Raw genomic sequence first — 22,543 nt, forward strand, 5'->3', positions numbered from 1 at the left:
CATCAACCATTAAATCCGTATACCCAAGTTGTCCAGCACACAGGCCAGCGGCGCGTCTCCCCAGGTGGCGTGCGCGCCGTTGATCAGCTCCCGGGTCTGGCGCAAGGCGCGCCGGGACTGGGTATGCACGTCCTCGGCCAGTGCCTGCACTTCCTGTGGCGCATGACGAGCGGCGCGAGTCAGGCGTGCGCTCTGCATCTGCAGATAACTCAATTCCTGGGCGAGGGTGTCGTGCAGTTCCGCCGCCAGATGTCGACGTTCGTTCTTCAGTGCCTGATCCACCGCTGCCTTCCTGTCTTCAGCGTGACGCGCCTGTTGCTGCTGATGCAGTGCCAGGCCACGGCTCAGGGCATCGATGGCGGCGCTCGCGAGCCTCGATTCGAGGGCTTCGGCGGCCGGCTCTCCAAGCCACAACCAGTCATCGCCTGTCGCCTGGCTGTCAGTGGTGTGCGTGAGGGCGATCAATACCCCGTGGGGCTTGCCCGAGACAGCTAGCGGCTGACGGCTGACGTGCGCGTCGTGAGCAATCTGGCTGACGATCTCCAGCAGGGTCTGACGCGTCTTTGCGGGCAGGGCGAGGCCAGTCGGCGCGATCACCTCATGGCGTTGCTGATCGACCCCGCGATGCAGCACGCAGCTCTCGACAGGACGTGAGCAAGCCTGAGTGCCGGCAATCTGCTGGCTGAAGAGGCCCATCCTCTCTCCCTGAAGTTCCCCCCAAAGCTCTCGCAGCAGCTCTCCCAGCAATGATGGCAGCGTCTCCGTGAGGTCAGCGCAGGTGGCGATGCGCAGGGTGATGGCGTCGAGCTTGGGCGTCTCGCGTCTCGCATCGCCGGGGGGGGAGTGCAGTGGGTCGTCGGCTCGGCGTACATCAACCAGGGCGGCCGCCGTTCGTGCAGCAGGCACCTTGCCTTCCTTCCCTGCGCCGAGAATGACTTGCATGCGAGCTCCTCTCTCTACTTCCTGCTTCGGGGTTCTTTCTTCGGGCTTGCGATGTCGCGTCAGCAAGCTTGATGAGCAAGCTTCATGCCAGTGAACGGCTTACCCCTTCATGGGTACCTCTCTTGATGGATTGTCGCGATCTCCACTGTGAGTAAATTTAATTAACCATGAAGAACGTGGTGCGTCACAGAAGGGGATATGCACCATCCAGGCACATCGGGGAGCTGCTTCGCCCCATCACGCGTGCAACGCCGAACCCACTTGCCATGACCACAAGAGGTATCACCACGATGGAGCTTGCAGTCGAGATACCCGCTGCCACGCCGTGCCAGCCGTATCGTTATCGAATACCCGGGCTGGATGCGCTGGCGCTTGAGCTGTCGCCGGGGGACAGCGTGCAGGTGTCATCCGTCGATGGTGCCCAGGCCTGCGAGTGGCTGCTATTGCCACCAGGGGACCGGGAGGGAGAGCACGGGGTGGCACAAGCTGGAGGGGCAGAAGCTGGAGGGGCAGAAGTTGGAGAGACAGAAGTTGGAGGGCCAGAAGCTGGAGAGCTTGCAGACCCAGTCGATGGACTGACACTCGCGCGCTACGCCAGCATCACCTGTCTGGAAGAACATGCCTTTGCCAGCCAGCCGCAAGGGGCAGAAGAGGGTAAGGCCGAGCAGGCACGAAGCCCGTTCACCCAGCAGCGTCTGGCAGCGCTGGGAGTCGCGCAGGTGCCACTGTCGCAGTGGCAGCGCTTGTCAGTGGCCGGGTTGCCGGCCGAGATTCGCTGGCCGCTGGAAGCGCCTGCCGCGCGCCTGATTCTGTTGGCCCCCGGTGATGACATGTCGATCGATGGTGAGCATCTGGCCACCGAGCTTGAGGTCGCGCACTTTCAGAGCGTGCCCGATCAGGAGCAGTTACCCGTCCCCCTGGCGTCGATCAAGCAGGAGCGGCGAGTCGCGGCGGGCACGGTCGAGGTCTATGAGGTCAAGCAGGGCGAGTGGATCCAGATCATCGATGTGGCGGGTCGCCAGTGCTCCGATTTCGTGGCCTTCGATGCCAATGCCTGGGCGCAGGGGGAAGAGCTGGGGCTGGACGCCGGCGCCACGCGCAGCCTGTCCGGTCATTGCATGCCCAACCCGGGGCTCTACTCCGTGTTCTTCGATCAGCACCTGCATCCGATGCTTGAGGTCGTGCAGGACACGGTGGGGCGCCATGACAGCTTCATGCTCGCCTGTTCGCCGCAGTATTACGAACACCACGGCTACTTCGGCCACGATAGCTGCACGATCAATTTCAACAACGCCCTGTCGGCGTCGCATGGCATTCAACAGCGTGCCAGCTGGCCGGCGATCAACTTCTTCTTCAATGCCTATGTAGAGCCTTGCGGCACCCTGGCGGTGGATGAGCCCTGGTCGCGCCCCGGCGACTACGTGCTGCTGCGCGCCGACCGTGACCTCATCTGCGCCTCATCGGCCTGTCCGGATGACATCGACGCCGCCAACGGCTGGGTACCGACCGATATCCAGGTGCGCATCTACGCCGCTGAACATGATTTCTCCCGTGGGATCGCCTATCGCAATCGGCCCGAGGAATTGCCGCGCATGACACTGCCCACCGCCTTTCATCCCTGCACCTCCGCCTTGACCAAGCAGTTCATCGACTACCACGGCTACTGGCTGGCCACGCATTACGAAGGGTGGGGTGCGCGGGCCGAATATCTGGCCTGCCGCGAGCGGGTCGCGATGATGGATCTCTCGGCGCTGCGCAAGTTCGAGGTCGCCGGCCCCGATGCCGAACGCCTGCTGCAATACGCATTGACCCGCAATGTACGACGGCTCTCCATCGGCGAGGTGGTGTACTCGGCCATGTGTCAGGAAACCGGCGGCATGCTCGATGACGGCACCTTGTTCCGCATGGGCGAACAGACCTTCCGCTGGATCTGCGGTGACCCGGCCAGCGGCCAGTGGCTCAGGGAGCTTGCCCAGCGCCAGGGCTATCGCGTCACGGTGCGTGACTCCACCCATCAGCTGCACAACATCGCGCTGCAGGGACCGAAGAGTCGTGAGGTGCTGGCGCCGTTGATCTGGAATGCGCGCACCCAGCCTGAGGTGGAAACGCTGGGCTGGTTCCGCTTCATGATCGGTCGTCTGTCGGGACCGGATGGCATCCCGCTGATGGTGTCGCGCACCGGCTATACCGGTGAGCTCGGCTATGAAGTCTGGTGTCATCCCAAGGATGCCCCGGCCGTATGGGAAGCGATCTGGGCGGCGGGTGAGCCCCATGGCATCGCGCCGCTGGGACTGGATGCCCTCGACATGCTGAGAATCGAGGCGGGGCTGATCTTCGCCGGTCATGAATTCTGCCCGCAGACCTCCCCCTATGAGGCGGGCATCGGCTTCACCGTGCCGATGAAGAGCAAGGAGGATGATTTCGTCGGGCGGGCAGCGCTGCAACGCGAGGCGCCGGAATCACGGCATCGCGTGATGGGCCTGAAGATGCACAGCAGCGAGTTGGTCAGCCATGGCGATCTCGTCTACCACGGCCGCTATCCGGTGGGCGTGGTCACCAGTGCCACCCAGTCGCCGCTGCTCGATCGCTCCATCGCGATGTGCCGCCTGGCACCGGACTTCGCAAGCCCGGGAACCCAGCTTGAGATCGGCCAGCTGGATGGCCATCAGAAGCGCCTCGCCGCCGAGGTGGTGACATTGCCCTTCCATGACCCGGAGCGCCTCAAGGTGCGTAGCTGATCTCACTGCCAGGAGGGGAAGCATGAGAGGTGTGTCGCGCGCAATGACTTGCGTATATGCAGCGCCCTGCAAGTCATCTCACGGTGCATGCCGTGGCCGGCATGCCTCAATAACGCCCATCCTCCTCGCAGGGAAGGCTTCATGGGCTTCATATCTGAAGAGGAGTCCTCGGTTTCAAGAATGATGCAGTAAAAACAACGAATTGCTGAGGGTGGCCAATCAGGGTCATCTGGCATGTCGCTTGCTTTATCCAGCAGGTCCCCTTGAAAAACAACAACAACCCCCGGACGGGCAGTGCCGCTTGCACAGTGAAGCGCGCTGATCCACAGGCTCCGGTAAAGGAGAAAAGACGATGGATGAAAAGACGTTGCAAAGCATATTGGATATGCATCAGGCGATGAACATCGAGGTGTTCTATTGGTGGTGTACCGCCATCATGTTCCTGATCCATGCAGGCTTCCTGGCCTATGAGATCGGTGCCTCACGTTCCAAGAATGCCTTGGCATCCGGCATGAAGAACGTGCTGACGCTGGCCTCGATCATCCCCGCCTTCTACTTCGTGGGCTGGTGGATCTACAACGCCTTCCCCAACGGGCTGATCCCCATCGAGGCGTCCGCCGCTCTGCCGTGGAGCGCGAGCATGCGTCCGGACGCCGATGACATGGGCACCGGCATCTTCTTCGCCGCCTTTGCCCTGTTCGGCGCGACCACCGGCTCCATCCTCTCGGGGGCGGTGATCGAACGCATCTGCCTGGGGGCCTTCCTGATTCTGGCGGTGATTCTCGGTGCCGGTGTCTGGATCATGGCGGGCGCCTGGGGCTGGCATCCGGATGGCTGGATGCTGCACAAGCTGGGCTACCACGATGTCGGCGCCGCCGGTGTGGTGCACGCCGTGGCCGGCTTCTTCGCGCTGGGCGTGCTGCTCAATCTGGGCGCGCGCATCGGCAAGTACAGTGACGATGGCAAGCCGCAGGTGATCGCGCCGCACAACATGCCGATGACGTTGATCGGCCTGATGCTGATCATCGTCGGTTTCTTCGGCTTCCTCGGTGGCTGCATCATCTTCAACACCGGTGACATCGGCTGGACCACCATCTACGGCAATCGCACCAACCTTTCTGCCTTCGCCTTCAATACCCTGATGGGCTTCGGTGGTGGCGTGATCGGTGCCTATCTGTCCTCGCGTGATCCCTTCTGGACCATGTCCGGTGCGCTGGGCGGCATCATCACCGTCGCGGCGGGACTGGATCTCTACAACCCGGGGCTGGCCTTCGTGCTGGCGGTCACCGGTGGCGCCCTGATGCCGAAGATCGGCGCACTGCTCGAGAAGCGTGGCCTGGATGACTCCGTCGGCGCCTTCGCGGTGCATGGCTTCTGCGGCTTCTACGGCGTGGTACTGGTGGGCATCTTCGCGGCCGGCTTCCCGAATGTCGGCGAAGGCGTGCCGGACGTTTCCTTCACCGGCCAGCTGACCGGCGCGGTGGTGATGGCACTGACGGGCTTCATTCCGGGCTGGGGCGTGGCCTATCTGCTCAAGAAGTTCAACCTGCTGCGCGTGCCGCCGCATGTCGAGGTACTGGGGCTGGACCTGTTCGAAGTCCCGGCCAAGGCCTATCCGGAAAGCCTGTCCTCCGAGACGAGCTCCAGCGTGCCGGCACGTTCCGGTGGGGTGGTCGCGGCGCCGATGGACAAGCGCCCGGACATCAGCTGAGCCCTGGTAGCTGAGCCCCGGCGCACATCCTGAAGGGGCCGGTCTGTCGAGATGATGTCGAGATAAGCGCTGACTGGCCCCGTTATTGCAGTACTGGTAGACCCAACCGATATCCGCTTTCGCAAGGAGTCTTGCAATGGAAACTGTCGATACTGTGGTACACGCAGGCAACTACGCCTTCTTCTTCAGCAACTCTGGTGCCGTGGCGGTGTGCCTGCTGGTCGCCGCTGGCGTCTGCATTGCGCTGAGCGCCAACATCCTGCGCCACGAGAAAGCGTCCTTCGAGAGCAAGAAGACGCCGTGACCCTCCGGGCATCAAGACCGGCATATCAAACGCCGCAGCGCTCAGCGCTGCGGCGTTTTTGATAGGTGCCATTGCACCCGATTGGCTTTGCGCGAAGAGAGTGTGGCGTGCGTCACGCAGTCGTCACCTGAGAGCTTGATAATGGCGGCCCCTCAAGGTGGCACTCATGGAACGCGCGATAGCATGAAACTGATTCATCTGACCGATACCCATCTGGTCGCCCCTGACAAGCGACTTTACGGGCTGGACCCGCGTGCACGGCTGGCGGCTGCCGTCGCCGATATCAATCTGCACCACGGCGATGCTCAGGGTGTGATCATCAGCGGTGACCTGACCGATCGCGGTGAGCCGGCCGCCTTCGAGGCGCTGCGTGAGGTGCTGGAAGAACTGTCGATGCCGTATTTCCTCGGCATGGGCAATCACGATGCGCGTGAGACTCTGCAGGCCGCCTTCCCGGAGCTGCCCTGTGATGACGGAGGCTTCGTGCAGTATGCGCATGCCTTCGGCCCCGGCACCGATGATTGCGTGCTGGTGATGCTCGATTCGGCCGTCGCGGGGGAACATGGCGGTCTGCTGTGTGAGTCCCGCCTGGCGTGGCTGGATGCCTGTCTGGCTGCGCATCACGATCGCCGTATTCTGCTGGCGCTGCATCATCCGCCCATGGCCCTCGGTATCCGCTACATGGATGGCATCCGCTTGCAGAATTCACAGGCGCTGCATGACGTGATCCAGCGGCATGGCAACGTCGAGCACTTGCTGTTCGGGCATGTGCATCGTCCGGCCAGCGGTGTCTGGCGAGGGCTCTCGTTCTCGACCCTGCCGGGCGTCAATCATCAGGTCGGGCTGGATCTGGTCTCCGCGGCGGATTGTCTTGCAGGCAGTCATGAGCCGCCGGCCTATGGCGTGCTGATGATAGGCGAGGAGCAGATCGTCAATCACCTGCACCTCTACATGGATGACAGTCGCCGCTATTTCTTCCACGACACGCTCGAGGCCGCCCAGTCGCTGGAGGCGCTCGATGAATTGATCGCTCTGCAGCGCGATGAGCGGATTCCGACTCGCGAGCGCGAGCCGTTGAGCAATACCTTGCAGGCAGCTGAGGCAGCAAAAGAATGAACAAAGCGTTATATGTCTTTGATTTTGATGGTGTGATTGCCGACAGCCTGACACTGTGCCTCAAGGCCTGTGCGCATGCGGCGCACCTGGAAGGGCGGACGATCGTGCTGGAACGCGACAGCTGGGAGTCGCTGGACAACGTGACCTTCGAGGAGATGGCGCGTGTGCAGGGCTTCACGGGCGAGGCCGTCGCGCGCTTTGCCGCGCATGTCTTTGCCTATACCCGCCAGGCGGCGCCGCCGGCGGTCTTCACCGGCATGCGCGAGGCCTTGTCGGCACTCGCCGAGCAGGGCGACGTCATGGTGCTGTCGGCCAATCACAGCGAGATGATTCGTGCCACGCTGGCCGCCGCCGGCCTGGCGGATTGCGTGTCACAGGTGCTGGGCGGCGAGATCGCGGGCAGCAAGGGGGCCAAGCTGGCGGGTCTGTTGGCAGCGCCGCAAGTGGCGGTGGAGCGCAGCTGGATGGTGGGCGACGCCGTCAGCGACATTCGCGCCGCGCACGAGGCAGGGTGTCGTGCCGCTGCGGTCAGCTGGGGATGGCAGAGCCCCGAGCGACTGGCCAGCATGGCGCCGGAGCGGGTCATCGCGCAGCCGCAGGCGCTGACATCACTTTGCGATCTGCCAAGCAGCGACAGTCGCGAAGCGGTATAGAGCCTGAGCAGGGCCGGCCGCAAGGCGCAGGCCTTTGCGCACGCTTGCTCTGATTCATTCATGCACTGGTTCACTCATGCACGTGTGAGCTGCTGCACGTGTGAGCTCCTGCACGAGTGAGCTGTTGCACGTGTGAATTGATAGAACGATGCCGCCGAGTCGTGTCATGACTCGGCGGCATCGTTGCCTGGAGGATCACGCAGCTCGTCGTCTCAGACGGCTTGCTCGCTCAGACGGCTGCTGACTGAGATGGCCTGCTCAGGCGTCGTCAGTCGCGAGCTGCTCGGCGGTGGCTGTCTCGCCGCCTGCTTGTCTGGCGCTCTTGTCGGGCTGCGCCAGGAAGGCTTCCAGCGAATCATCCATCGCGTCGAGCCAGGGCGTGTGATGGCGCGGGGCCATGGTGCCGGTCATCAGCGAGCGGTAGGAGTAGTCACGGAAGGTCATGATGTTCTCGTGCTTGTGGTGCTCCCACTCGAGGAAGGTGCGATTGACGCCGTCGATATCGAAGCTCGGATAATCCGTCTCCGAGATCAGTGACTTCACGTAATCACCCTGGAAGAGGATCATTGATTCATCGCTGTCCAGTGTCTCTTCCCTGTCACGCCATGCCTGACTATCCGCCTGCATCGCCTCGCGGCTGGGCAGCGCGATCTCACCGAGAATCACGTCACGCACCCACCATGCCTGGGCGTCGAACATGTTGAAGGTGTACCACTGGTCCTGCATGCCGAGGTAGAACATGCGCGGATTCTCTTCCCAGGCAGCGCCCTTGTAGAGACCGAGCGGCCACATGCGATTGCCCGTCTTGAGGCGCAGTGGCTCATCCAGGAAGGGGAAGTGGTGGAGGTAGCCGGTACACAGGATGATGGCATCGATCTTCTTGCTGCTGCCATCGCGGAAATAGGCCGTGTCGCGGTCCACTTTCAGCAACAGCGGCTTCTCTTCCCAGTTGTCCGGCCAGGCAAAGCCCATCGGGGCGGTGCGATAGCTGGTGGTGATGCTGCGAGCGCCATACTTGTAGCACTGTGAACCGATATCTTCGGCAGAGTAGCTGCTGCCGATCAATAGCAGGTCCTTGCCCTTGAATTCCAGCGCGTCGCGGAAGTCATGAGCGTGCAGAATACGGCCATTGAACTGCGAGAACCCCGGGAATTCCGGCACGTTGGGGGTCGAGAAGTGACCTGATGCCACGATGACGTGATCAAACTGCTCCTGAACGACCGCATCGGCCTGCAGGTCATGGACACTGACGGTGAACTGCTCGCGGGTGTCGTCAAAGCTGACGTGGCGCACCGGGCAGTTGAAGCGGATGTACTTGCGCACGCCTGCCTTCTCGACCCGACCCTTGATGTAGTCGAAGACCACCGCACGTGGCGGGTACGAGGCGATGGGATGGCCGAAGTGCTCCTCGAAGGAATAATCCGCGAACTCCAGACATTCCTTGGGGCCGTTGGACCACAGGTAGCGATACATGCTGCCGTGGACGGGTTCACCATTCTGATCGAGACCGGTGCGCCAGCTGTAATTCCACAGACCACCCCAGTCACTCTGTTTTTCATAACAGACTATCTCGGGAATATCGATACCCTTGTCAGCGGCAGATTGAAAGGCGCGCAGCTGTGCCAGGCCACTCGGCCCTGCGCCAATGATCGCGATGCGTTTTGTCATGGGTATTTCCTGTTGAGACTGTAATGAGACGTCATGTTCCGTGAACAACGAGTTGCGGGATCTCGTGTTGACCAGGTGCTTTTTCCTATGTAGTGGAGCGCGATAATAATGAGCATTATCCAGCGCTTGAGTGGCCTGGAAAGGTAAGGAATCCAGTTGACTGGCCACCTGACATTTCTCTGAACCTGAACACGGAAGCCGTATTTTTCTTGCCTTGAGAGCAATCTACGGCTCGCGGAACGTGAGGCATCCTCGCAGAAATGATGCGCCATCTCAAATGTGAGGCATTGATTCTGAGTGTATGAAGTGTACACGATCACGAGGGTGTTTAGACTTTAGTGGTAAGATTATTTCGGGTTGTGTCACTTTGGAAAGGCCAAGCGCAAGGATGCGATTTATCGACTCATGGCTCGGGTTATTTTTTGTAAACTGTTGATTTGCTTGTATATTTTTGATGTTGTGGTGGTGGTTTTTCGTGGCGTTATCTGGCTTGTTTTTCATGTGGAAAGAAAAGAAGATTGCCGTGTTGCAATGTCGATTCGAAGGTGGATGATTTTCTGCCTATTCAAGGCATGCTGAGTCAAGCGGGTGGAGGGCTGAAATGATCTATTGGTCAAGAAAGTGGGTGCTGGTAATTTTGTGATTTTGCGTAAAATAGGGGTGTGAGGAGGATGGAAAAGGGGTGTCACAATAGTGAGTGCTGTGTGAATGGAGAAAGAGACGGGATCAGAAGGGAAAAGGGCGCCAGATTATCGAATGATCCTCGCTGGAGGATTTGCTGGAGGATTCGCTGGTGGGGAGGGCTAGAGGATCTGCTGGGCTATTCGCAGAACTATTCGCGGGGCTATTCACTCACCAGGCCAGCGACGAGGGGGGAAGCGGAGGTTGATCACTCTGCATGCCGAAAGGGCGTATACTGGACTGGCGATAGAGAAGCTACAGGAGAAGACACCATGACTCACAAGCGCAAGGTGCAAGACAACGCGCTCAAGGCGGCGCTGCGTACCCCGATGTTCAAGCAACGCGTGGTAAAGGCGCGCAAGGGCAAGGGCAGCTATCAGCGCCAGGGCAAGTCGCAGGGAAACAGGGGCGGCAGTGAAGCGCCTTCAGTCAGTGTGCACAACGCTGCCTGAAGACGCTTCATTGGTGCGGTTTCCCACGACCTGACATGCATCACTGCAAGGGACTGAAACATGAACGCCGCAGCGTCAGCGCTGCGGCGTTCTGCGTCTGTCCTACTGAAAGCGACTCAGTTAGAGAAGTGCGCATTCCAGGTCTCGGCGCGTGTGGCGTCGCGGGCTTCATAGTCGGCCAGCACCGTCTCCAGTTCGCCCAGTGATTCATGCTCACGATCCTCCCCCAGCTGGGTCAGGCGCAGGGTATACCAGGCTGTCACCCCGCCTTCAGGCGGCGCGCTGAAACGCGGGAATTCTGGCGCGGGGCATTCTCCGGCCTGCCAGAGGGCGGGCAGTGACGGGTGCAGCGCCAGTGGTCGGGCCAGGCCGACGAGGTCGACGGCGCCCTGTGCCACGGCGTCTTCGGCCTGCGCGAGTGTCTTGAAGCCGCCGGTTGCCATCAGGGGCAGGGTCGTTACCTCGCGTGCACGCTTGGCGAATTCGACGAAGTAGGGGCCGCTGGCGCTGGCATCCGACGCCGAGCTGGCGCCGGGGAAGTAGGTGCCGCCACTGATGTCGATCAGATCGATGGGCAACTCATCGAGTGCCGCTATCACCTGCAACGCTTCGGACTCCTCGAAACCGCCTTGCAGTTGATCACTGGAGTTGAGTTTCACCATGACCGGGTAGTCGTGGCCGACGGCCTCACGCACGGCAATGATCACTTCCCTCATCAGCCGCATGCGGTTCTCCAGGTTACCGCCGTAGTCATCCGTGCGCTGATTGAAGAGGGGAGACAGAAACTGGCTGAGCAGGAAGCCGTGTGCCGCATGCACCTGTACTCCGCCAAATCCGGCGTCACGGGCCAGGCGCGCCGTCGTTGCCATGGCCGCGGGCAATGCCTTGATGGCCTTAAGGCTCATGGCCTCGCAACGTAGCCCGGGAATATCCAGGGCACTGGGGCCGTGCGCCGTGCTGGTCGGTGGGTAGGCCATCGCACCGGCGTGGCCGAGCTGCAGCCAGAGGTCTGCACCGTGCTGTTGACCGCGCTGGGCCAGTTGCGTGAAGGCTGCGAGATCCGACTGCGCGTTGAGCACCAGATTGCCCGGTTTCTCGGCATGGTGGTGATCAGGCTGTACCTCACCGACCAGTGACGCCGCCACGCCACCCTCTGCCCAGCGCTCGTAAAGGCGCAGCTGTGCCTCACTGGGGTGCCCCGTGCCATCGCCGAGAGAATCCGACATCGCAGCCTTGACGATTCGGTTGGCGAGCACCCGGCCGCTTGGCAGCGTGAAAGGGGTGAACAGGGCGGAGGCTGTCGGCTGGTCTGTCATGGTGGCGATGTCTCTCTAGGTGCGCGTTAAGTAAAAGATGTGGCAAGGGATATGGCGAGCAATGTGGCACTAAATCTGTCATTTCAGGAACTGATGACAGGGTGACATGCCTTGCGGACGGTGATAATCCGTTGTGCGCGCACAGTATCCGTGAGCAAATGGAACATATGAAAACGCATACGGACCTCGACATCTTTCACGCCGTCGTCGACGCCGGCACCTTCACCGGGGCGGCGCGCCAGCTTGGCATTACCCACTCCGCGATCAGCAAGCGCATCGCGCAGCTGGAGCAGCGTCTTGGTGCCCAGTTGTTGATTCGCTCCACTCGGCAGATGCGCTTGAGTGAAGCGGGGCAGCTTTATGCCCTGGAGACGCGCGAGTTGCAGGAGCGCCTGCGCAATGTAGAACAGGAGATCGCCGAAGGCAGCGGCGCGCTCAAGGGGCGCATTCGCCTCTCGTGTTCCAATGCATTGGGCAAGCTGCAGGTGATGCCCCTGCTGTTGCGCTTCATGGAGCGCTATCCCGAGGTGATCGTTGACCTGACGCTGTCGGACGCGGTGGTCGACCTGGTCCATGAAGGGATGGATCTGGCGATACGCAGCACCGCACAGCCCGAGCTCGGCCTGATCGCCAGGCGGTTGGCCACCAATCATCGCGTCATCTGTGCATCACCGGACTATCTGGCAAGCCACGGCACGCCGCGCTCAGTGCCGGAGCTGGCGGAGCATGTCAGCCTGATCCTGAATCTTCCCGGCGGGTTCAACGCCTGGGGGCTCAAGTCACTGCCCGACATGCGTTGCGGCTTCCTCTCCAATTCTCTGGAAACCCTGCACGCCGCCTGTCTGGGCAGTCGCGGCATTGCCTGTCTGCCGCACTACCTGATCGCCGATGACCTGGCTTCTGGACGCTTGCTCCCGCTGCTGGAAGACATACGAGGGGACGGCGCAGATACCAGCATCTACATCGTCCGCCCGGAGACGCAGATTCTTCCTCGGCGAGTGAGGGTTTTGATGGATGCCTTGATAGAGGGATTTGAAACCGGCTAGGAGGCGTTTGCCAAGGGCATGACTTATCTGGTGAGCATCAAGGTCATTACATGACATATTATCCCAAGAAGAGATAACAGGATTTCAGTGACGTACATCATGGAGCGATACATGTCACAGATAGGACGCAATAGATTGGCGGTACTTATTGATGCTGACAATGCGCAGGCTGCTATCTGCGAAGCGCTGCTGGCAGAGATTTCAAAACTGGGTGTCAGCACCATCAAGCGGGCTTACGGAGACTGGACGACGCCGAATCTTGCGCCATGGAAAGAGCATCTTCTGCGTCATGCCATTCATCCGGTTCAGCAGTTCAGCTATACCCAGGGCAAGAATGCAACTGACTCTGCGTTGATCATCGATGCCATGGACCTGCTGTACTCGGGGAACGTGGAGGGGTTCTGCCTCATCTCTTCGGACAGCGATTTTACGCGCCTGGCGGCTCGTTTGAGAGAGAGCGGCATGCTGGTGTATGGCTTCGGTGAAGACAAGACACCTCAGCCATATATGTCTGCCTGCGACAAGTTCATCTACAGCGAAGGACTGCGCAGGGTGGCTGAGAAGCCTGTCCCGGCCATGTCAGTCAGCAAGCCGGCCGCTGAGCCGGTAGCCCTCGTCAAGCCGACCAAGGCACAGAGGCAGTTGAGGTCGCATATCTTGAATGCGGTGAATGAACTGCAACAAGTTGATGGTTGGGCTCCTTTGTCAGCGGTTGGTGGATATCTAAAGAAGAAGATGCCCGACTTGAAACCGTCTGATCATGGTGCCAGCAAGCTTGGAGCGATGATTCAGAAACTGGATTATCTGGATGTATGCCGTAGGCCTGTTAAAGGGGGAAGTATGCATTTCTATATCCGAAAAAAGAGTAGCCAGCCTGCAAAGGCCAGCTGATCAGGCAATCTCTTGAGAGAGGTAGTCAGTCACACAAGCCGATGGATAATAATCGGCCGCTATTTCCAGGTAATGAGCAGTCGTCACTTTACTCAGCCGCCATCATTCGCTCGTACAGACCATCCTTGAGCAGGCTGCGCTGGTGCTTGAGTTGGTGCAGGGAGTCATCACCGATCGGCGATTCATCGACTTCCAGGGCATGAATCTCGATATCGATACGGGTATAGGCTTCCGCGATGCGGGCAAACTCTTCATTGCCATTGATCAGGCGCAGAATGAGTTCACGTTGCTGAGGGAAGTCGTTGCACAGGGAGTGGTCATCGATATGCATGGTGTGGCTCCGAAATAGGGTGGGAGAATCCAAAAAGAGGGAGTGTCGCCACTCCCTTAAAGGGCATCCTTGCTTACGTTGCAGGACGTATTCTCAAACGATGGACTGGACGTCGATCACGATCTGGTCCCAGTTGCGCTGGGCGGTCATGTCGTTTTCGACATCGCTGTCATAGGCATTCTGGAAGCGCTTGATGGCGGCGGTCTGGCTGGTGGCCTGATAGAGCCAATAGGCTTCTTCCTTCAAGGCGTCTTCGATGGGCTTGTCGATGGAGGCATAGACGGCCTGTTTGCAGGCGTTGATGGCGGCTGATGGCCACAAGGAGATTCGCTCGGCCAGCGAGTCGACGAAGGGGCCGATCTCCTGGGGGTCCAGCGCACGATTGATGGTGCCGTATTCGGCGGCCTGATCGGCATCGAAGTCCTTGGCGCTGAGGATGATTTCCAGCGCTCGGCCAAGGCCTGCCTGACGTGCCATGCGTGAGGCACCACCCCCGCAGGGCAGAATGCCCATCGCGACTTCCATCTGCATGAAACGGGCCTTGCCACGTGCGGCGAAGCGCATGTCACAGGCCAGGACAAATTCGTGACCACCGCCGCGGGCAAAACCTTCAATCTTGGCGATGGTCGCCTGGGGCAGGCGGCTTACGCGCTCGAGAACCACCTGCAGGTCCAGCAGCTTGACCTCACCCTGGTGGACCGCATGAGTCGACATGTCCTTGAGGAAGTCCACGTCGGCATGCGCGACAAAGATTTCCGGATGGGCTGACTGGAAGACCACCACCTTGGTGTCGCTGTCACGCTCGAGCTTCTGCGACAGCATGGTCAGGTCGGCCAGCATGGGAATGTCCTGAATATTGACCGGCGGATAATCGAAGGTCACATACAGGATGGCGCCTTTCTGTTCAGTGCGGAACGTCGTAAATGTCTTGTATATCATTATGTTATCTCGGTTCGTTCGCTGCCCGTCGTGTGTGATTAACGTTAGCACCGAGTCCGGGGATTGATTACCGAGAGATTGGAAGAAAGAAATTATTCGATTGATTGAGAGTCGGGGTTCGCAAGAGGAATCAATGGGTTATCAGGCGGTATCAACAGCCGCCAATAAAAAAGTCCCGCGCTAGTCTTATCTGGCAACGACTTTCACGGGACTTTTGCCTTCGAGCGGGTCACAAGTGTGGAGGGACGAGCCTAGCCCTTGCTGTTGTCGTCAGCGCCTTTGGCAGAGCCCTCGGAAGAATCCTTGGCTGAGCCCGCCTCTTGCTCGGTTTGCTCGTAGACGGGTAAAGCACCTTCACCAGAGCCAGCTTCATCGTCCGAGACAGCACCTTCACCAGCAGCCGTTGCAGCGGAAGGCTGGGTGCTTGAGGTGTTGGCACCGATACGCTTGGTCCAGCGCTGGCGGGCAAAGCGGCGCAGATTGGCCACGTTGTCCGTCTCGTCGATGATGTCCTCGCCCAGAATCGTCTCCATCACGTCTTCCAGCGTGATGACACCCAGCCAGTTGCCGAGGTTGTCGTAGACCACGCACAGATGCTGGCGTTCGCGCTGCATGAGCCCAAAGGCATGTTCGACGTTGTCTTCGGCGTGCAGCTCGCTGATCGGGCGCATCAGGTCCTTGAGCGGCGTGGTGGGCTCTGCCTGATGGGCATCGGCCCGGTGGATCATGCCCAGCGTTCTCTCATCGTCGGTCATCACCGGGTAGCGGCTGAAGGGCCAGATCGTCAGCTGGTCATTGAACTCGGCCACGCTCATCTCGGGACTGACCGTCTGGCAGACAGGGCGCGGTGTCAGCACGTCACGCACCTTCATTTCATGCAGATTGAGGATGTTGGTGATGACGCGCTGTTCATCATTTTCCAGGGCTTTCTTGTCGAGCCCCATCTGGGCCAACGCCTTGATCTCGCCACGCACATCGATGTCATGGGCATCCTTGCCGATGCGCGAGGTGATCAACTCCGACAGCCAGATCAGCGGCTTGAGCGCGATGACCATGGCATTGAGCACCCCGGGCAGCATCGGCGACAGCTGACGCCAGTAGGTGGCACCGATGGTCTTGGGGATGATTTCCGAGGCCACCAGGATCAGCAGCGTCATCACCGCCGAGGCCACGCCCACCCAGGCTTCCCCGAAGACGACCGATACCTGCGCGCCCACCCCCGTGGCACCGACGGTATGCGCGATGGTGTTGAGCGTCAGGATGGCGGCCAGCGGCTTGTCGATATTGTCCTTGAGCTTGGCCAGTGCGGCGTGGCGCTTGGGGTGCTGGTCTCTCAGGCTTGCCACATAGCTGGGAGAGAGCGACAGCAGCGCCGCCTCGAGCACGGAGCAGATGAATGAGATGCCAATCGCGATGGCAGCAAACAGGATCAACAGAAACATGAGGCGTGCTCCTTGGGGGAAAGGCATCCATTAGTGACATAAGGCGCAGCACTGTCAAACCTGTGAATTCTCGCAGAGTTTTCAGCCTGCTGGCCAAGCTTGCCAGCCTGTGCCGCAAAGTGCCGTTGACTCGAGGGATGCAAAAGGTCTGCAAGAGAGAACAGAGTTTTACATGAGACAAAATGCAATACTTATATGATAATGAGATTGTTTTGCTTTCGACAATCATTGTATTTTGTGGTCGCCAGCCGTATTCGCAAGCCGCGGCCTGGCATGGCCGCTGAGTGGCACCGTGCGACCCTTCAGCCGTCAGTGCGACCCGCAGCAGGCGGTAGGCCTTTACCAGGATTCACAATGCAGGGATTTGCAGCGACATGTCACAGCCGCTTGGAGACATAGCCGACAGTCGGATTACACGCCGCGTCATGGCCCCACCTCAACAGCGCCCTTCATCGCTCAACGAGCGGCGAGGCTGGCGAGCGGCGAAATATCCGCATTGCGAGGGGCAGGTGCAGAACCTGCATCCCTGGCGGGACGCGCATCTGACGCTGTGTGATCTTGAGGTGTCACGCGCCTATCACGGCCAGCATCAGTTTCACGAGGGCCTCTATCTCTGCCTGGTGCTGGAAGGGCGACTGACGCTATCAGGCCTGGATGGCGCGGGGATCGACTTGTCCGCGGGGCAAGGGGGGATCTTTCGCCCGGCGAGAACGCAGTCTGCGCCGCCGACGCTTAAGAGCTATCACCCTCAAGGCCGCCTGCGCTGTATCAGCTTGCATCTGGAGGGCGAGGCCAGCCAGTCCCTGCAGGTGCGACGGGGTCTGGCGAACTGGGATGCATTGCCGTGCGCGCGTCATTCCAGCCCGCTGGGCTGGACGCCGGAGCGCTGGCTTCATCAGCAACTGGATGAGCGTGTCAGGGTCCCTGATGGTGAGGGCGTACGAGGAGAGTGCGAGACGCCAGCGACCCCCGCCTGCGAGGGCGAGATGCTGGAGTGGCAGGGGATCGCGCTGCAGTTGTTGGGGGCGGCACTCAAGCGCCGCGCTGGTGAGGCGCAGGAGGTGCCGGCGTTCTCCGCAGCCGCCGCACCCCCTGCATCGCCATTGGCGTCCCCATCGCGCCCCCACGGCGCCTGTCGACATCTGGAGGCGGTGCGCCAGCGTCTTGCCGCCGTGCCGCATGGCGCACACTCGCTGGAGGAACTGGCGCGGCTGGCCTGCATGAGCCCCTCCGGCTTGCGCCACAAGTTTCGCCAGGCCTTCGGGCAGTCACTGGGCAGTTATCAGCGTGAATGTCGCATGCGGTGTGCCGAGCAGGCTCTGCGGCGCGGGGTGAGCATTCAGCAGGTGGCGCATCAGGTGGGGTATGCCCATGCCTGCAACTTCGCCACGGCCTACCGGCGTCATTTCGGGGTGACGCCACAGGTGGCACGAGCCAGGTTTCATCGCGTTGAGTGAGCCGTGATGGCGGCGAGCACCTGACAATGGGCTTGGGGTTGTCACAATACGCAAGCGGGCACCCAATGGGTGCCCGCTTGCGTATGGCGTACTCGAGAGTTGAGTGCTGCTCGTGTGCTGATGATGCCCGCTGGCCTTACAGGAAGGGAATCATCGGCAGCACCACGTCATCCAGCAGACCCGTCGGGTAGTGCAGGTTCATCGCCGCCTGCATGCCGAGCAGGAAGACTGCCACGCCCAGCGCGAAGAGCCCTGCGAACAGCGGCGACTTGCGCGCGATGGTGAGCTGGAAGCCCAGGCAGAACAGCACGGCGGTGGAGACGAAGCCCAACAGCGCACTGACGCCGATCAGCACGAAGAAGCCGAGAACCGCACCCACTGCCTTGAAGGCCGGTTGCTTGACGCGAATCATGCCGCGACGCCAGCCGTTGAAGACCACGGCGATCACCGAGAGCAGCGTGATGAAGGCAGCCAGCGTCGGGAAGGCCTTGCCCAGCGGCATCAGGTCCTTGACGTCATAGAGCGCCCACAGGGCGGCTGCGCCCATCATCAACAGCAGCAGGAAGTCGACGCCACCGAAGCCACGCGATTCCAGCACATCCTCTTCCGGCGACGGCGCGGTCTCGACCACTTCATGGGTCTGGCGACGACGCATGATCGCCTTGCGGATCACCGGCAGGAAGAAGGCCAGCAGGATCAGGCCGAGGATGATCAGCACGCCCGGACGCAGGAAGGCTTCGGCGCCGTGGAACTGCATGCTCTGGTAGAAGTAGTTCTCGGCACCCGGTGCCAGCACGAAGCCGATCAGGAAGGCCGGACGCGACCAGCCAGCACTCTTGAACAGCACACCGATCATGCCGATCATGCCCAGCGCGGCCCAGTCACCCAGCGAGCGGCTGGCCTGATAGGCAGCGAACAGGATCAGCACGGTGATGGCAGGGGCCAGAATGGCGAAGGGTACACGCGTCAGCTGCGCGACCGGACGCGCCAGCATCAGACACAGGCCCGCGCCCAGGATATTGGCCAGCGCCAGTGACCAGATGATGGTGTAGGTCATGTCCAGATTGGTGGTGATCATCGACACGCCGGGTTCCAGACCCAGCAGCAACAGCCCACCCAGGAAGACCGCCGCCGTGCCGGAGCCTGGCACCCCGAACAGCAGTGTCGGCACCATGGCACCACAGGCGCATGCATTGTTGGCGGATTCCGGCGCGATGACGCCGCGGATGTCGCCCTTGCCGAACTGGCTCGGGTCCTTGGCGGTCTTGACCGCGAAGCCGTAGGTGATCCAGTCGACCACGGAACCCGCCAGACCCGGAATGGTCCCGATCAGGCTGCCGATACCGGCACAGCGCGCGACCAGCCACTTGTTCTTGACCACATCCTTGATGCCGGCAGACCAGCCCTTGCCCAGGTCGGTGTTGCCGTTCTTGGCGATACTGCCACGTCCCAGCAGCAGCTCGACGATTTCCGGCAGGGCGAAGATGCCCAGACCCAGCACGATCAGCGGCACGCCGTCGTACAGGTAGTCGATATCCAGGTTCATGCGGTACTCGCCGGTCGCCGGTGCGGCGCCGATGGCACCGACCAGCAGGCCGAGGCCGCAGGCAGCGGTGCCCTTGAACAGGTTCTTGCCGGACAACACCGCCACCATCGTCAGGCCCAGCAAGGTCAACACGAACAATTCGGCTGACGAGAAGGCCAGTACGAGGGGACGTGCGACGAGGATGAAGCCGGTCAGGATGATGGCACCGATCACGCCACCACACAGGGAAGACAGGAAGGCACTGGTCAGAGCGCGGGCTGCCTGGCCCTTCTTGGCCAGCGGGAAGCCATCCAGCACCGTGGCTTGCGACGCGCTGGAACCGGGAATGCCCATCAGGACAGAGGCGAAGGTATCGCCGGTAGGAATGACCGCGACCATGCCCATCAGCATGCCCAGGGCGTAACCCGGGTCCAGTCCATAAAGGAAGGGCAGCAGCAGGGCCATGCCGGCGATGCCGCCCAGGCCGGGAATGATACCGACCAGCAGGCCGACGAAGATGCCGATCATCATGAACAGCAGATGCGTCAGCGTGAAGACGTGTCCAATGCTGGACAGGAGAGTGTCGATCATGGCGTTACTCAACCTCTTGTTCTTCTCTAGATGCTTCTCTAACACTTAGAGGCGGTGCCGGGGAGAGCATGGTGAGGCAGGGAGTGAAAGGCTCACGGGGCTGCTGGTCGGCAGCCCCGTGAGTGGGTCCCCATCACACCCGGGGGGTCAGACCGTTACGGGTGTGATTGCGCGCCTCAACGAGATTGCAGGCGGATATTGTGGCGTTCCATCAGCCAGTTCTTGACCCATTCGTGCTCGGCTTCGCTCAGCTGCATGGCTTCTTGAAGCTGGGTCGCGGCGGCCTTGCCGACCATCAGGCCATAGGGCCCGACCTTCTCGGCGGCCTCCTTGAGGAACTCGGGGTCCTTGGCCAGATCACGCGCGGCCTGGCGGTAAAGCTCCAGCAGTTCCGGGTCCACGTCCTTCGGCACCAGCAGCATCTTCTGCATGGCGTAACCGGAGGCGAAGAACTTGTGGAAGATCTGGTAGGCCTCGTCGTCACGTGAATGGCCTTCCTGGGCCAGATACAGCTCGGAGAAGGTCGGCAGGTCCGGGAAGGACGGATCGCGTTCGATATGGCCTTCGTCATCCATCACGCCAAGGCTGAACAGCGGTACGGCCTGGCCGGCGTCGACCAGCGGCGTGACGTTGCTCTTGTAGGCGGAGGTGGTCTGGAAGTCGAGGGCGACTTCGCCACGCTCGAAGGCCAGACGGCCTTCACCACGGCTCTTCATGCCGAAGACCGGGTCGACCTGGAAATCGAGCAGATCGAAGGCCATCAGCACCGGCATCTCGAGCCCGGTCGGGTTCTGGCCGGCGAACTTCACTTCCTGGGAGGCGAGGGCCTCGAGCGCACTGGCGCTGTCCTTGCCCAGCGAGCTTGAGGCGTAGACGACACCCCCTGTCGGTGCGGCGAAGATCGGCTCCCAGTCGGCATAGTCATAGCGCACGCGACGGTCGCGCAGCATGGCCGGATACTGGGTAGAGGCCGAGGTGACGACCATCTCGTCGCCGTCATCGCCGGCACGCTTGCTGAACAGGTTGACGCCGGTGATGGAACCACCGCCCGGGACGTTGTCGATGACGACAGCCGGGTTGCCCGGCAGGTCCTTGGTCACCCAGTTGGACATGAAGCGTGCCCAGACGTCCGTGCCGCCCCCGACACCGAACGGGACGGTCCAGGTCAGGGTGTCAGGGACTTCCGCCGCGGCGTGAACGGCTGAGGACAGTGGCATCAGGCCCATGACGGGCAGCATGAAGGCCAATGCGGTGGTGCGGGCATGACGCTTGAGGGTCTGGCGCTTGGGGGTAGACACGATGATGGACATGGTCTGACTCCTGATTATTGTTGGAATGCGTTGTCGATCAGTGATGCGCTATCTGCATGGCGGCGCAGTCAGGCTATTTCGTTTAGCGAAAATTCATTGTAAATCAATATGCTGCAGTGCCAGCTCGTTGCCTGTCGACGAACTCTTCGCTTCTGGCGCTTGCCAGTGCGGTCGTCTGGCGTGTCATGCACGCCCAGGCATTTCCACCGAGTCGGGGAGGTTCAAGAACACCTCGCCACTCATGATCTTGCGTGCCGTGCGCAGCAGAGACACGCGGCTGGGGGTCATCGGGTCGGCATTGGCATGCTCGACCTCGACATCCAGAAATCCGGCGGGATGTTCCAGATGAACGTTTGCCGCCAGGATATCCGGTGCCAGAGTGCCGGCCGTGAGTGCCACACGATTGGCCAGGGTACCCGGGATGCTGGTCGCAACGGCCAGCGTGATGGCACCCGTGACGGCCAGGGCGCCATGGCAGCGATGCGGCACGAAGTAGCGGGCACATAGAGTGCCGTCCTGGGTGCGCGGGGCGGACAGAATCACCGGCTTGGGCAGCACCGAGCCGCTGACGTCGCCCATGCCCATCAATTCCCCCGCCTTGAGGCGAATCTGCTCGAGACGTGCCATCGCCTCGCGGTTGGCATCCATCTCGGCCGGCGCTTCGTTGCCCACCCAGCCCAGACTTGCCGCTTCGATCAGCACCACCGGTGTGGCGGAGTCGAGGCAGGTCACCTCGACGCCATCAATCACGTCGATGACCTGGCCGCTGGGCAGCATCTTGCCGGTCTTGGCGCCCACCGCGCCGAGGAAGCCCAGCTTGATGGCACTGCCGGCGCCGGGCACGCCACTGATGCGCGTGTCACCCTGGTAGGCCACCGCGCCGCCGGGCGTCGGCACCTGGCTGTCGATCAGCGTGCGGGTGTTGAGGTTGTGAATCCGCAGACGCGTCAGGTCGCCCTGCGGCGCAATCATGCCGGTCTCGATGGCGTAGGGGCCGACGGCGGCCAGCATGTTGCCGCAGTTGGGCGAGAAGTCGACCATGTCGCCTTCTACGTCGACCTGAGCGAACAGGTAATCGACATCAGCCTCAGGGTGACTGGGCGGGCCGACGAGGGCGACCTTGCTGGTCAACGAATTGCCGCCGCCTAGACCATCGATCTGCAGTACGTGGCCGGACCCCATGACCTGACGCAGAACTTCGCGTCGGCCTTCGTCATCGGCGGGGAGGTGATCCAGACGCAGGAAGGGACCCCGAGAGGTACCGCCACGTAGGATCATGCAAGGAAGTGAATGCATCATGTTGGAACGCGCTCCTGTCTGTTTGCGCCTTCGTGAAGCATCACAGCCGATGATCTATGCATCAAATGCAAATAAAACCTATACTGTCATCATTGTGCGCATTAATCCGAAAACTGAAACAATAAGGTAGT

General features: G+C 61.1%; 18 protein-coding genes. 9 read left to right on the plus strand and 9 right to left on the minus strand.

Features of this window, described 5'->3' with window-relative positions:
- Positions 1 to 9: 9 nt before the first annotated feature.
- A complete protein-coding gene (locus LCW13_RS07425) occupies positions 10 to 942 on the minus strand; it encodes a histidine kinase (protein ID WP_225347932.1) in 933 nt (310 codons plus the stop codon).
- Between the two features lie 266 nt (positions 943 to 1,208).
- On the opposite strand from LCW13_RS07425, the gene LCW13_RS07430 reads away from it, so the two are divergent.
- From LCW13_RS07430 to LCW13_RS07450, 5 genes are all read left to right on the plus strand, one after another.
- On the plus strand, positions 1,209 to 3,680 hold the full coding sequence (locus LCW13_RS07430) for a DUF1989 domain-containing protein (RefSeq protein WP_225347933.1): 2,472 nt from the start codon (positions 1,209 to 1,211) through the stop codon (positions 3,678 to 3,680).
- A gap of 352 nt (positions 3,681 to 4,032) precedes the next feature.
- The gene (locus tag LCW13_RS07435; RefSeq protein WP_043332210.1) at positions 4,033 to 5,391 is read left to right on the plus strand and encodes an ammonium transporter; all 1,359 of its coding nucleotides are present in this window, start codon (positions 4,033 to 4,035) and stop codon (positions 5,389 to 5,391) included.
- A 136-nt stretch (positions 5,392 to 5,527) separates the two neighbouring features.
- Positions 5,528 to 5,695, plus strand: coding sequence for a hypothetical protein (locus tag LCW13_RS07440; protein WP_153635554.1), 168 nt, complete (start codon positions 5,528 to 5,530; stop codon positions 5,693 to 5,695).
- Positions 5,696 to 5,878: 183 nt separating this feature from the next.
- Entirely contained in the window at positions 5,879 to 6,811 is a 933-nt protein-coding gene (locus tag LCW13_RS07445; RefSeq protein ID WP_225347934.1) for a phosphodiesterase, read from the plus strand.
- Entirely contained in the window at positions 6,808 to 7,464 is a 657-nt protein-coding gene (locus tag LCW13_RS07450; protein WP_225347935.1) for an HAD family hydrolase, read from the plus strand. Before LCW13_RS07445 ends, LCW13_RS07450 begins: the two co-directional genes overlap by 4 nt.
- 258 nt (positions 7,465 to 7,722) lie before the next feature.
- Here the strand turns inward: LCW13_RS07450 and LCW13_RS07455 are convergent, their stop codons facing one another.
- Positions 7,723 to 9,132 (minus strand): NAD(P)-binding domain-containing protein, encoded by a 1,410-nt coding sequence (locus tag LCW13_RS07455; protein ID WP_043332205.1) that lies wholly within the window; start codon positions 9,130 to 9,132, stop codon positions 7,723 to 7,725.
- Between the two features lie 953 nt (positions 9,133 to 10,085).
- Here LCW13_RS07455 and arfA point away from each other — a divergent pair.
- Positions 10,086 to 10,265: an alternative ribosome rescue factor ArfA gene (arfA, locus tag LCW13_RS07460; RefSeq protein WP_043332202.1), complete on the plus strand. Its 180-nt coding sequence runs from the start codon at positions 10,086 to 10,088 to the stop codon at positions 10,263 to 10,265.
- 116 nt (positions 10,266 to 10,381) lie between these two features.
- Here the strand turns inward: arfA and LCW13_RS07465 are convergent, their stop codons facing one another.
- Positions 10,382 to 11,581, minus strand: a complete 1,200-nt coding sequence (locus tag LCW13_RS07465; RefSeq protein WP_043332199.1) for an oxidoreductase — start codon at positions 11,579 to 11,581, stop codon at positions 10,382 to 10,384.
- A 167-nt stretch (positions 11,582 to 11,748) separates the two neighbouring features.
- On the opposite strand from LCW13_RS07465, the gene LCW13_RS07470 reads away from it, so the two are divergent.
- Positions 11,749 to 12,627, plus strand: coding sequence for a LysR family transcriptional regulator (locus LCW13_RS07470; RefSeq protein WP_043332196.1), 879 nt, complete (start codon positions 11,749 to 11,751; stop codon positions 12,625 to 12,627).
- Between the two features lie 111 nt (positions 12,628 to 12,738).
- Positions 12,739 to 13,518 (plus strand): NYN domain-containing protein, encoded by a 780-nt coding sequence (locus LCW13_RS07475; RefSeq protein WP_225347936.1) that lies wholly within the window; start codon positions 12,739 to 12,741, stop codon positions 13,516 to 13,518.
- 88 nt (positions 13,519 to 13,606) lie between these two features.
- On the opposite strand, the gene LCW13_RS07480 is transcribed toward LCW13_RS07475, so the two are convergent.
- The 3 genes from LCW13_RS07480 to LCW13_RS07490 all read right to left on the minus strand — a co-directional run bounded on the left by LCW13_RS07480 (position 13,607) and on the right by LCW13_RS07490 (position 16,230).
- On the minus strand, positions 13,607 to 13,849 hold the full coding sequence (locus LCW13_RS07480; RefSeq protein WP_225347937.1) for a YdcH family protein: 243 nt from the start codon (positions 13,847 to 13,849) through the stop codon (positions 13,607 to 13,609).
- 93 nt (positions 13,850 to 13,942) lie between these two features.
- Positions 13,943 to 14,788, minus strand: coding sequence for an enoyl-CoA hydratase/isomerase family protein (locus LCW13_RS07485; RefSeq protein WP_225347938.1), 846 nt, complete (start codon positions 14,786 to 14,788; stop codon positions 13,943 to 13,945).
- A 251-nt stretch (positions 14,789 to 15,039) separates the two neighbouring features.
- The gene (locus LCW13_RS07490; RefSeq protein WP_318527682.1) at positions 15,040 to 16,230 is read right to left on the minus strand and encodes a CNNM domain-containing protein; all 1,191 of its coding nucleotides are present in this window, start codon (positions 16,228 to 16,230) and stop codon (positions 15,040 to 15,042) included.
- A gap of 425 nt (positions 16,231 to 16,655) precedes the next feature.
- On the opposite strand from LCW13_RS07490, the gene LCW13_RS07495 reads away from it, so the two are divergent.
- Positions 16,656 to 17,687: a helix-turn-helix transcriptional regulator gene (locus tag LCW13_RS07495; protein ID WP_225347939.1), complete on the plus strand. Its 1,032-nt coding sequence runs from the start codon at positions 16,656 to 16,658 to the stop codon at positions 17,685 to 17,687.
- Positions 17,688 to 17,823: 136 nt separating this feature from the next.
- Here the strand turns inward: LCW13_RS07495 and LCW13_RS07500 are convergent, their stop codons facing one another.
- The 3 genes from LCW13_RS07500 to LCW13_RS07510 all read right to left on the minus strand — a co-directional run bounded on the left by LCW13_RS07500 (position 17,824) and on the right by LCW13_RS07510 (position 22,412).
- Complete coding sequence (locus LCW13_RS07500) at positions 17,824 to 19,803, minus strand: tripartite tricarboxylate transporter permease (protein WP_225347940.1); 1,980 nt, start codon at positions 19,801 to 19,803, stop codon at positions 17,824 to 17,826.
- 176 nt (positions 19,804 to 19,979) lie between these two features.
- On the minus strand, positions 19,980 to 21,113 hold the full coding sequence (locus tag LCW13_RS07505) for a type 2 periplasmic-binding domain-containing protein (RefSeq protein ID WP_225347941.1): 1,134 nt from the start codon (positions 21,111 to 21,113) through the stop codon (positions 19,980 to 19,982).
- Between the two features lie 183 nt (positions 21,114 to 21,296).
- Positions 21,297 to 22,412 carry a 4-oxalomesaconate tautomerase gene (locus LCW13_RS07510; RefSeq protein WP_225347942.1) on the minus strand — a complete coding sequence of 372 codons (1,116 nt, stop codon included), beginning with the start codon at positions 22,410 to 22,412 and terminating at the stop codon, positions 21,297 to 21,299.
- Between the last annotated feature and the right edge of the window lie 131 nt (positions 22,413 to 22,543).

It is taken from the genome of Cobetia amphilecti (assembly GCF_020217465.1).
Taxonomy (GTDB): domain Bacteria; phylum Pseudomonadota; class Gammaproteobacteria; order Pseudomonadales; family Halomonadaceae; genus Cobetia; species Cobetia amphilecti.

Excerpts from the sequence above, each read along its gene's own strand:
- LCW13_RS07425 (WP_225347932.1), bottom strand. The coding sequence starts at position 942 with ATGCAAGTCATTCTCGGCGCAGGGAAGGAAGGCAAGGTGCCTGCTGCA.
- LCW13_RS07430 (WP_225347933.1), top strand. The coding sequence starts at position 1,209 with ATGACCACAAGAGGTATCACCACGATGGAGCTTGCAGTCGAGATACCC.
- LCW13_RS07435 (WP_043332210.1), top strand. The coding sequence starts at position 4,033 with ATGGATGAAAAGACGTTGCAAAGCATATTGGATATGCATCAGGCGATG.
- LCW13_RS07440 (WP_153635554.1), top strand. The coding sequence starts at position 5,528 with ATGGAAACTGTCGATACTGTGGTACACGCAGGCAACTACGCCTTCTTC.
- LCW13_RS07445 (WP_225347934.1), top strand. The coding sequence starts at position 5,879 with ATGAAACTGATTCATCTGACCGATACCCATCTGGTCGCCCCTGACAAG.
- LCW13_RS07450 (WP_225347935.1), top strand. The coding sequence starts at position 6,808 with ATGAACAAAGCGTTATATGTCTTTGATTTTGATGGTGTGATTGCCGAC.
- LCW13_RS07455 (WP_043332205.1), bottom strand. The coding sequence starts at position 9,132 with ATGACAAAACGCATCGCGATCATTGGCGCAGGGCCGAGTGGCCTGGCA.
- arfA (WP_043332202.1), top strand. The coding sequence starts at position 10,086 with ATGACTCACAAGCGCAAGGTGCAAGACAACGCGCTCAAGGCGGCGCTG.
- LCW13_RS07465 (WP_043332199.1), bottom strand. The coding sequence starts at position 11,581 with ATGACAGACCAGCCGACAGCCTCCGCCCTGTTCACCCCTTTCACGCTG.
- LCW13_RS07470 (WP_043332196.1), top strand. The coding sequence starts at position 11,749 with ATGAAAACGCATACGGACCTCGACATCTTTCACGCCGTCGTCGACGCC.
- LCW13_RS07475 (WP_225347936.1), top strand. The coding sequence starts at position 12,739 with ATGTCACAGATAGGACGCAATAGATTGGCGGTACTTATTGATGCTGAC.
- LCW13_RS07480 (WP_225347937.1), bottom strand. The coding sequence starts at position 13,849 with ATGCATATCGATGACCACTCCCTGTGCAACGACTTCCCTCAGCAACGT.
- LCW13_RS07485 (WP_225347938.1), bottom strand. The coding sequence starts at position 14,788 with ATGATATACAAGACATTTACGACGTTCCGCACTGAACAGAAAGGCGCC.
- LCW13_RS07490 (WP_318527682.1), bottom strand. The coding sequence starts at position 16,230 with ATGTTTCTGTTGATCCTGTTTGCTGCCATCGCGATTGGCATCTCATTC.
- LCW13_RS07495 (WP_225347939.1), top strand. The coding sequence starts at position 16,656 with ATGGCCCCACCTCAACAGCGCCCTTCATCGCTCAACGAGCGGCGAGGC.
- LCW13_RS07500 (WP_225347940.1), bottom strand. The coding sequence starts at position 19,803 with ATGATCGACACTCTCCTGTCCAGCATTGGACACGTCTTCACGCTGACG.
- LCW13_RS07505 (WP_225347941.1), bottom strand. The coding sequence starts at position 21,113 with ATGTCCATCATCGTGTCTACCCCCAAGCGCCAGACCCTCAAGCGTCAT.
- LCW13_RS07510 (WP_225347942.1), bottom strand. The coding sequence starts at position 22,412 with ATGATGCATTCACTTCCTTGCATGATCCTACGTGGCGGTACCTCTCGG.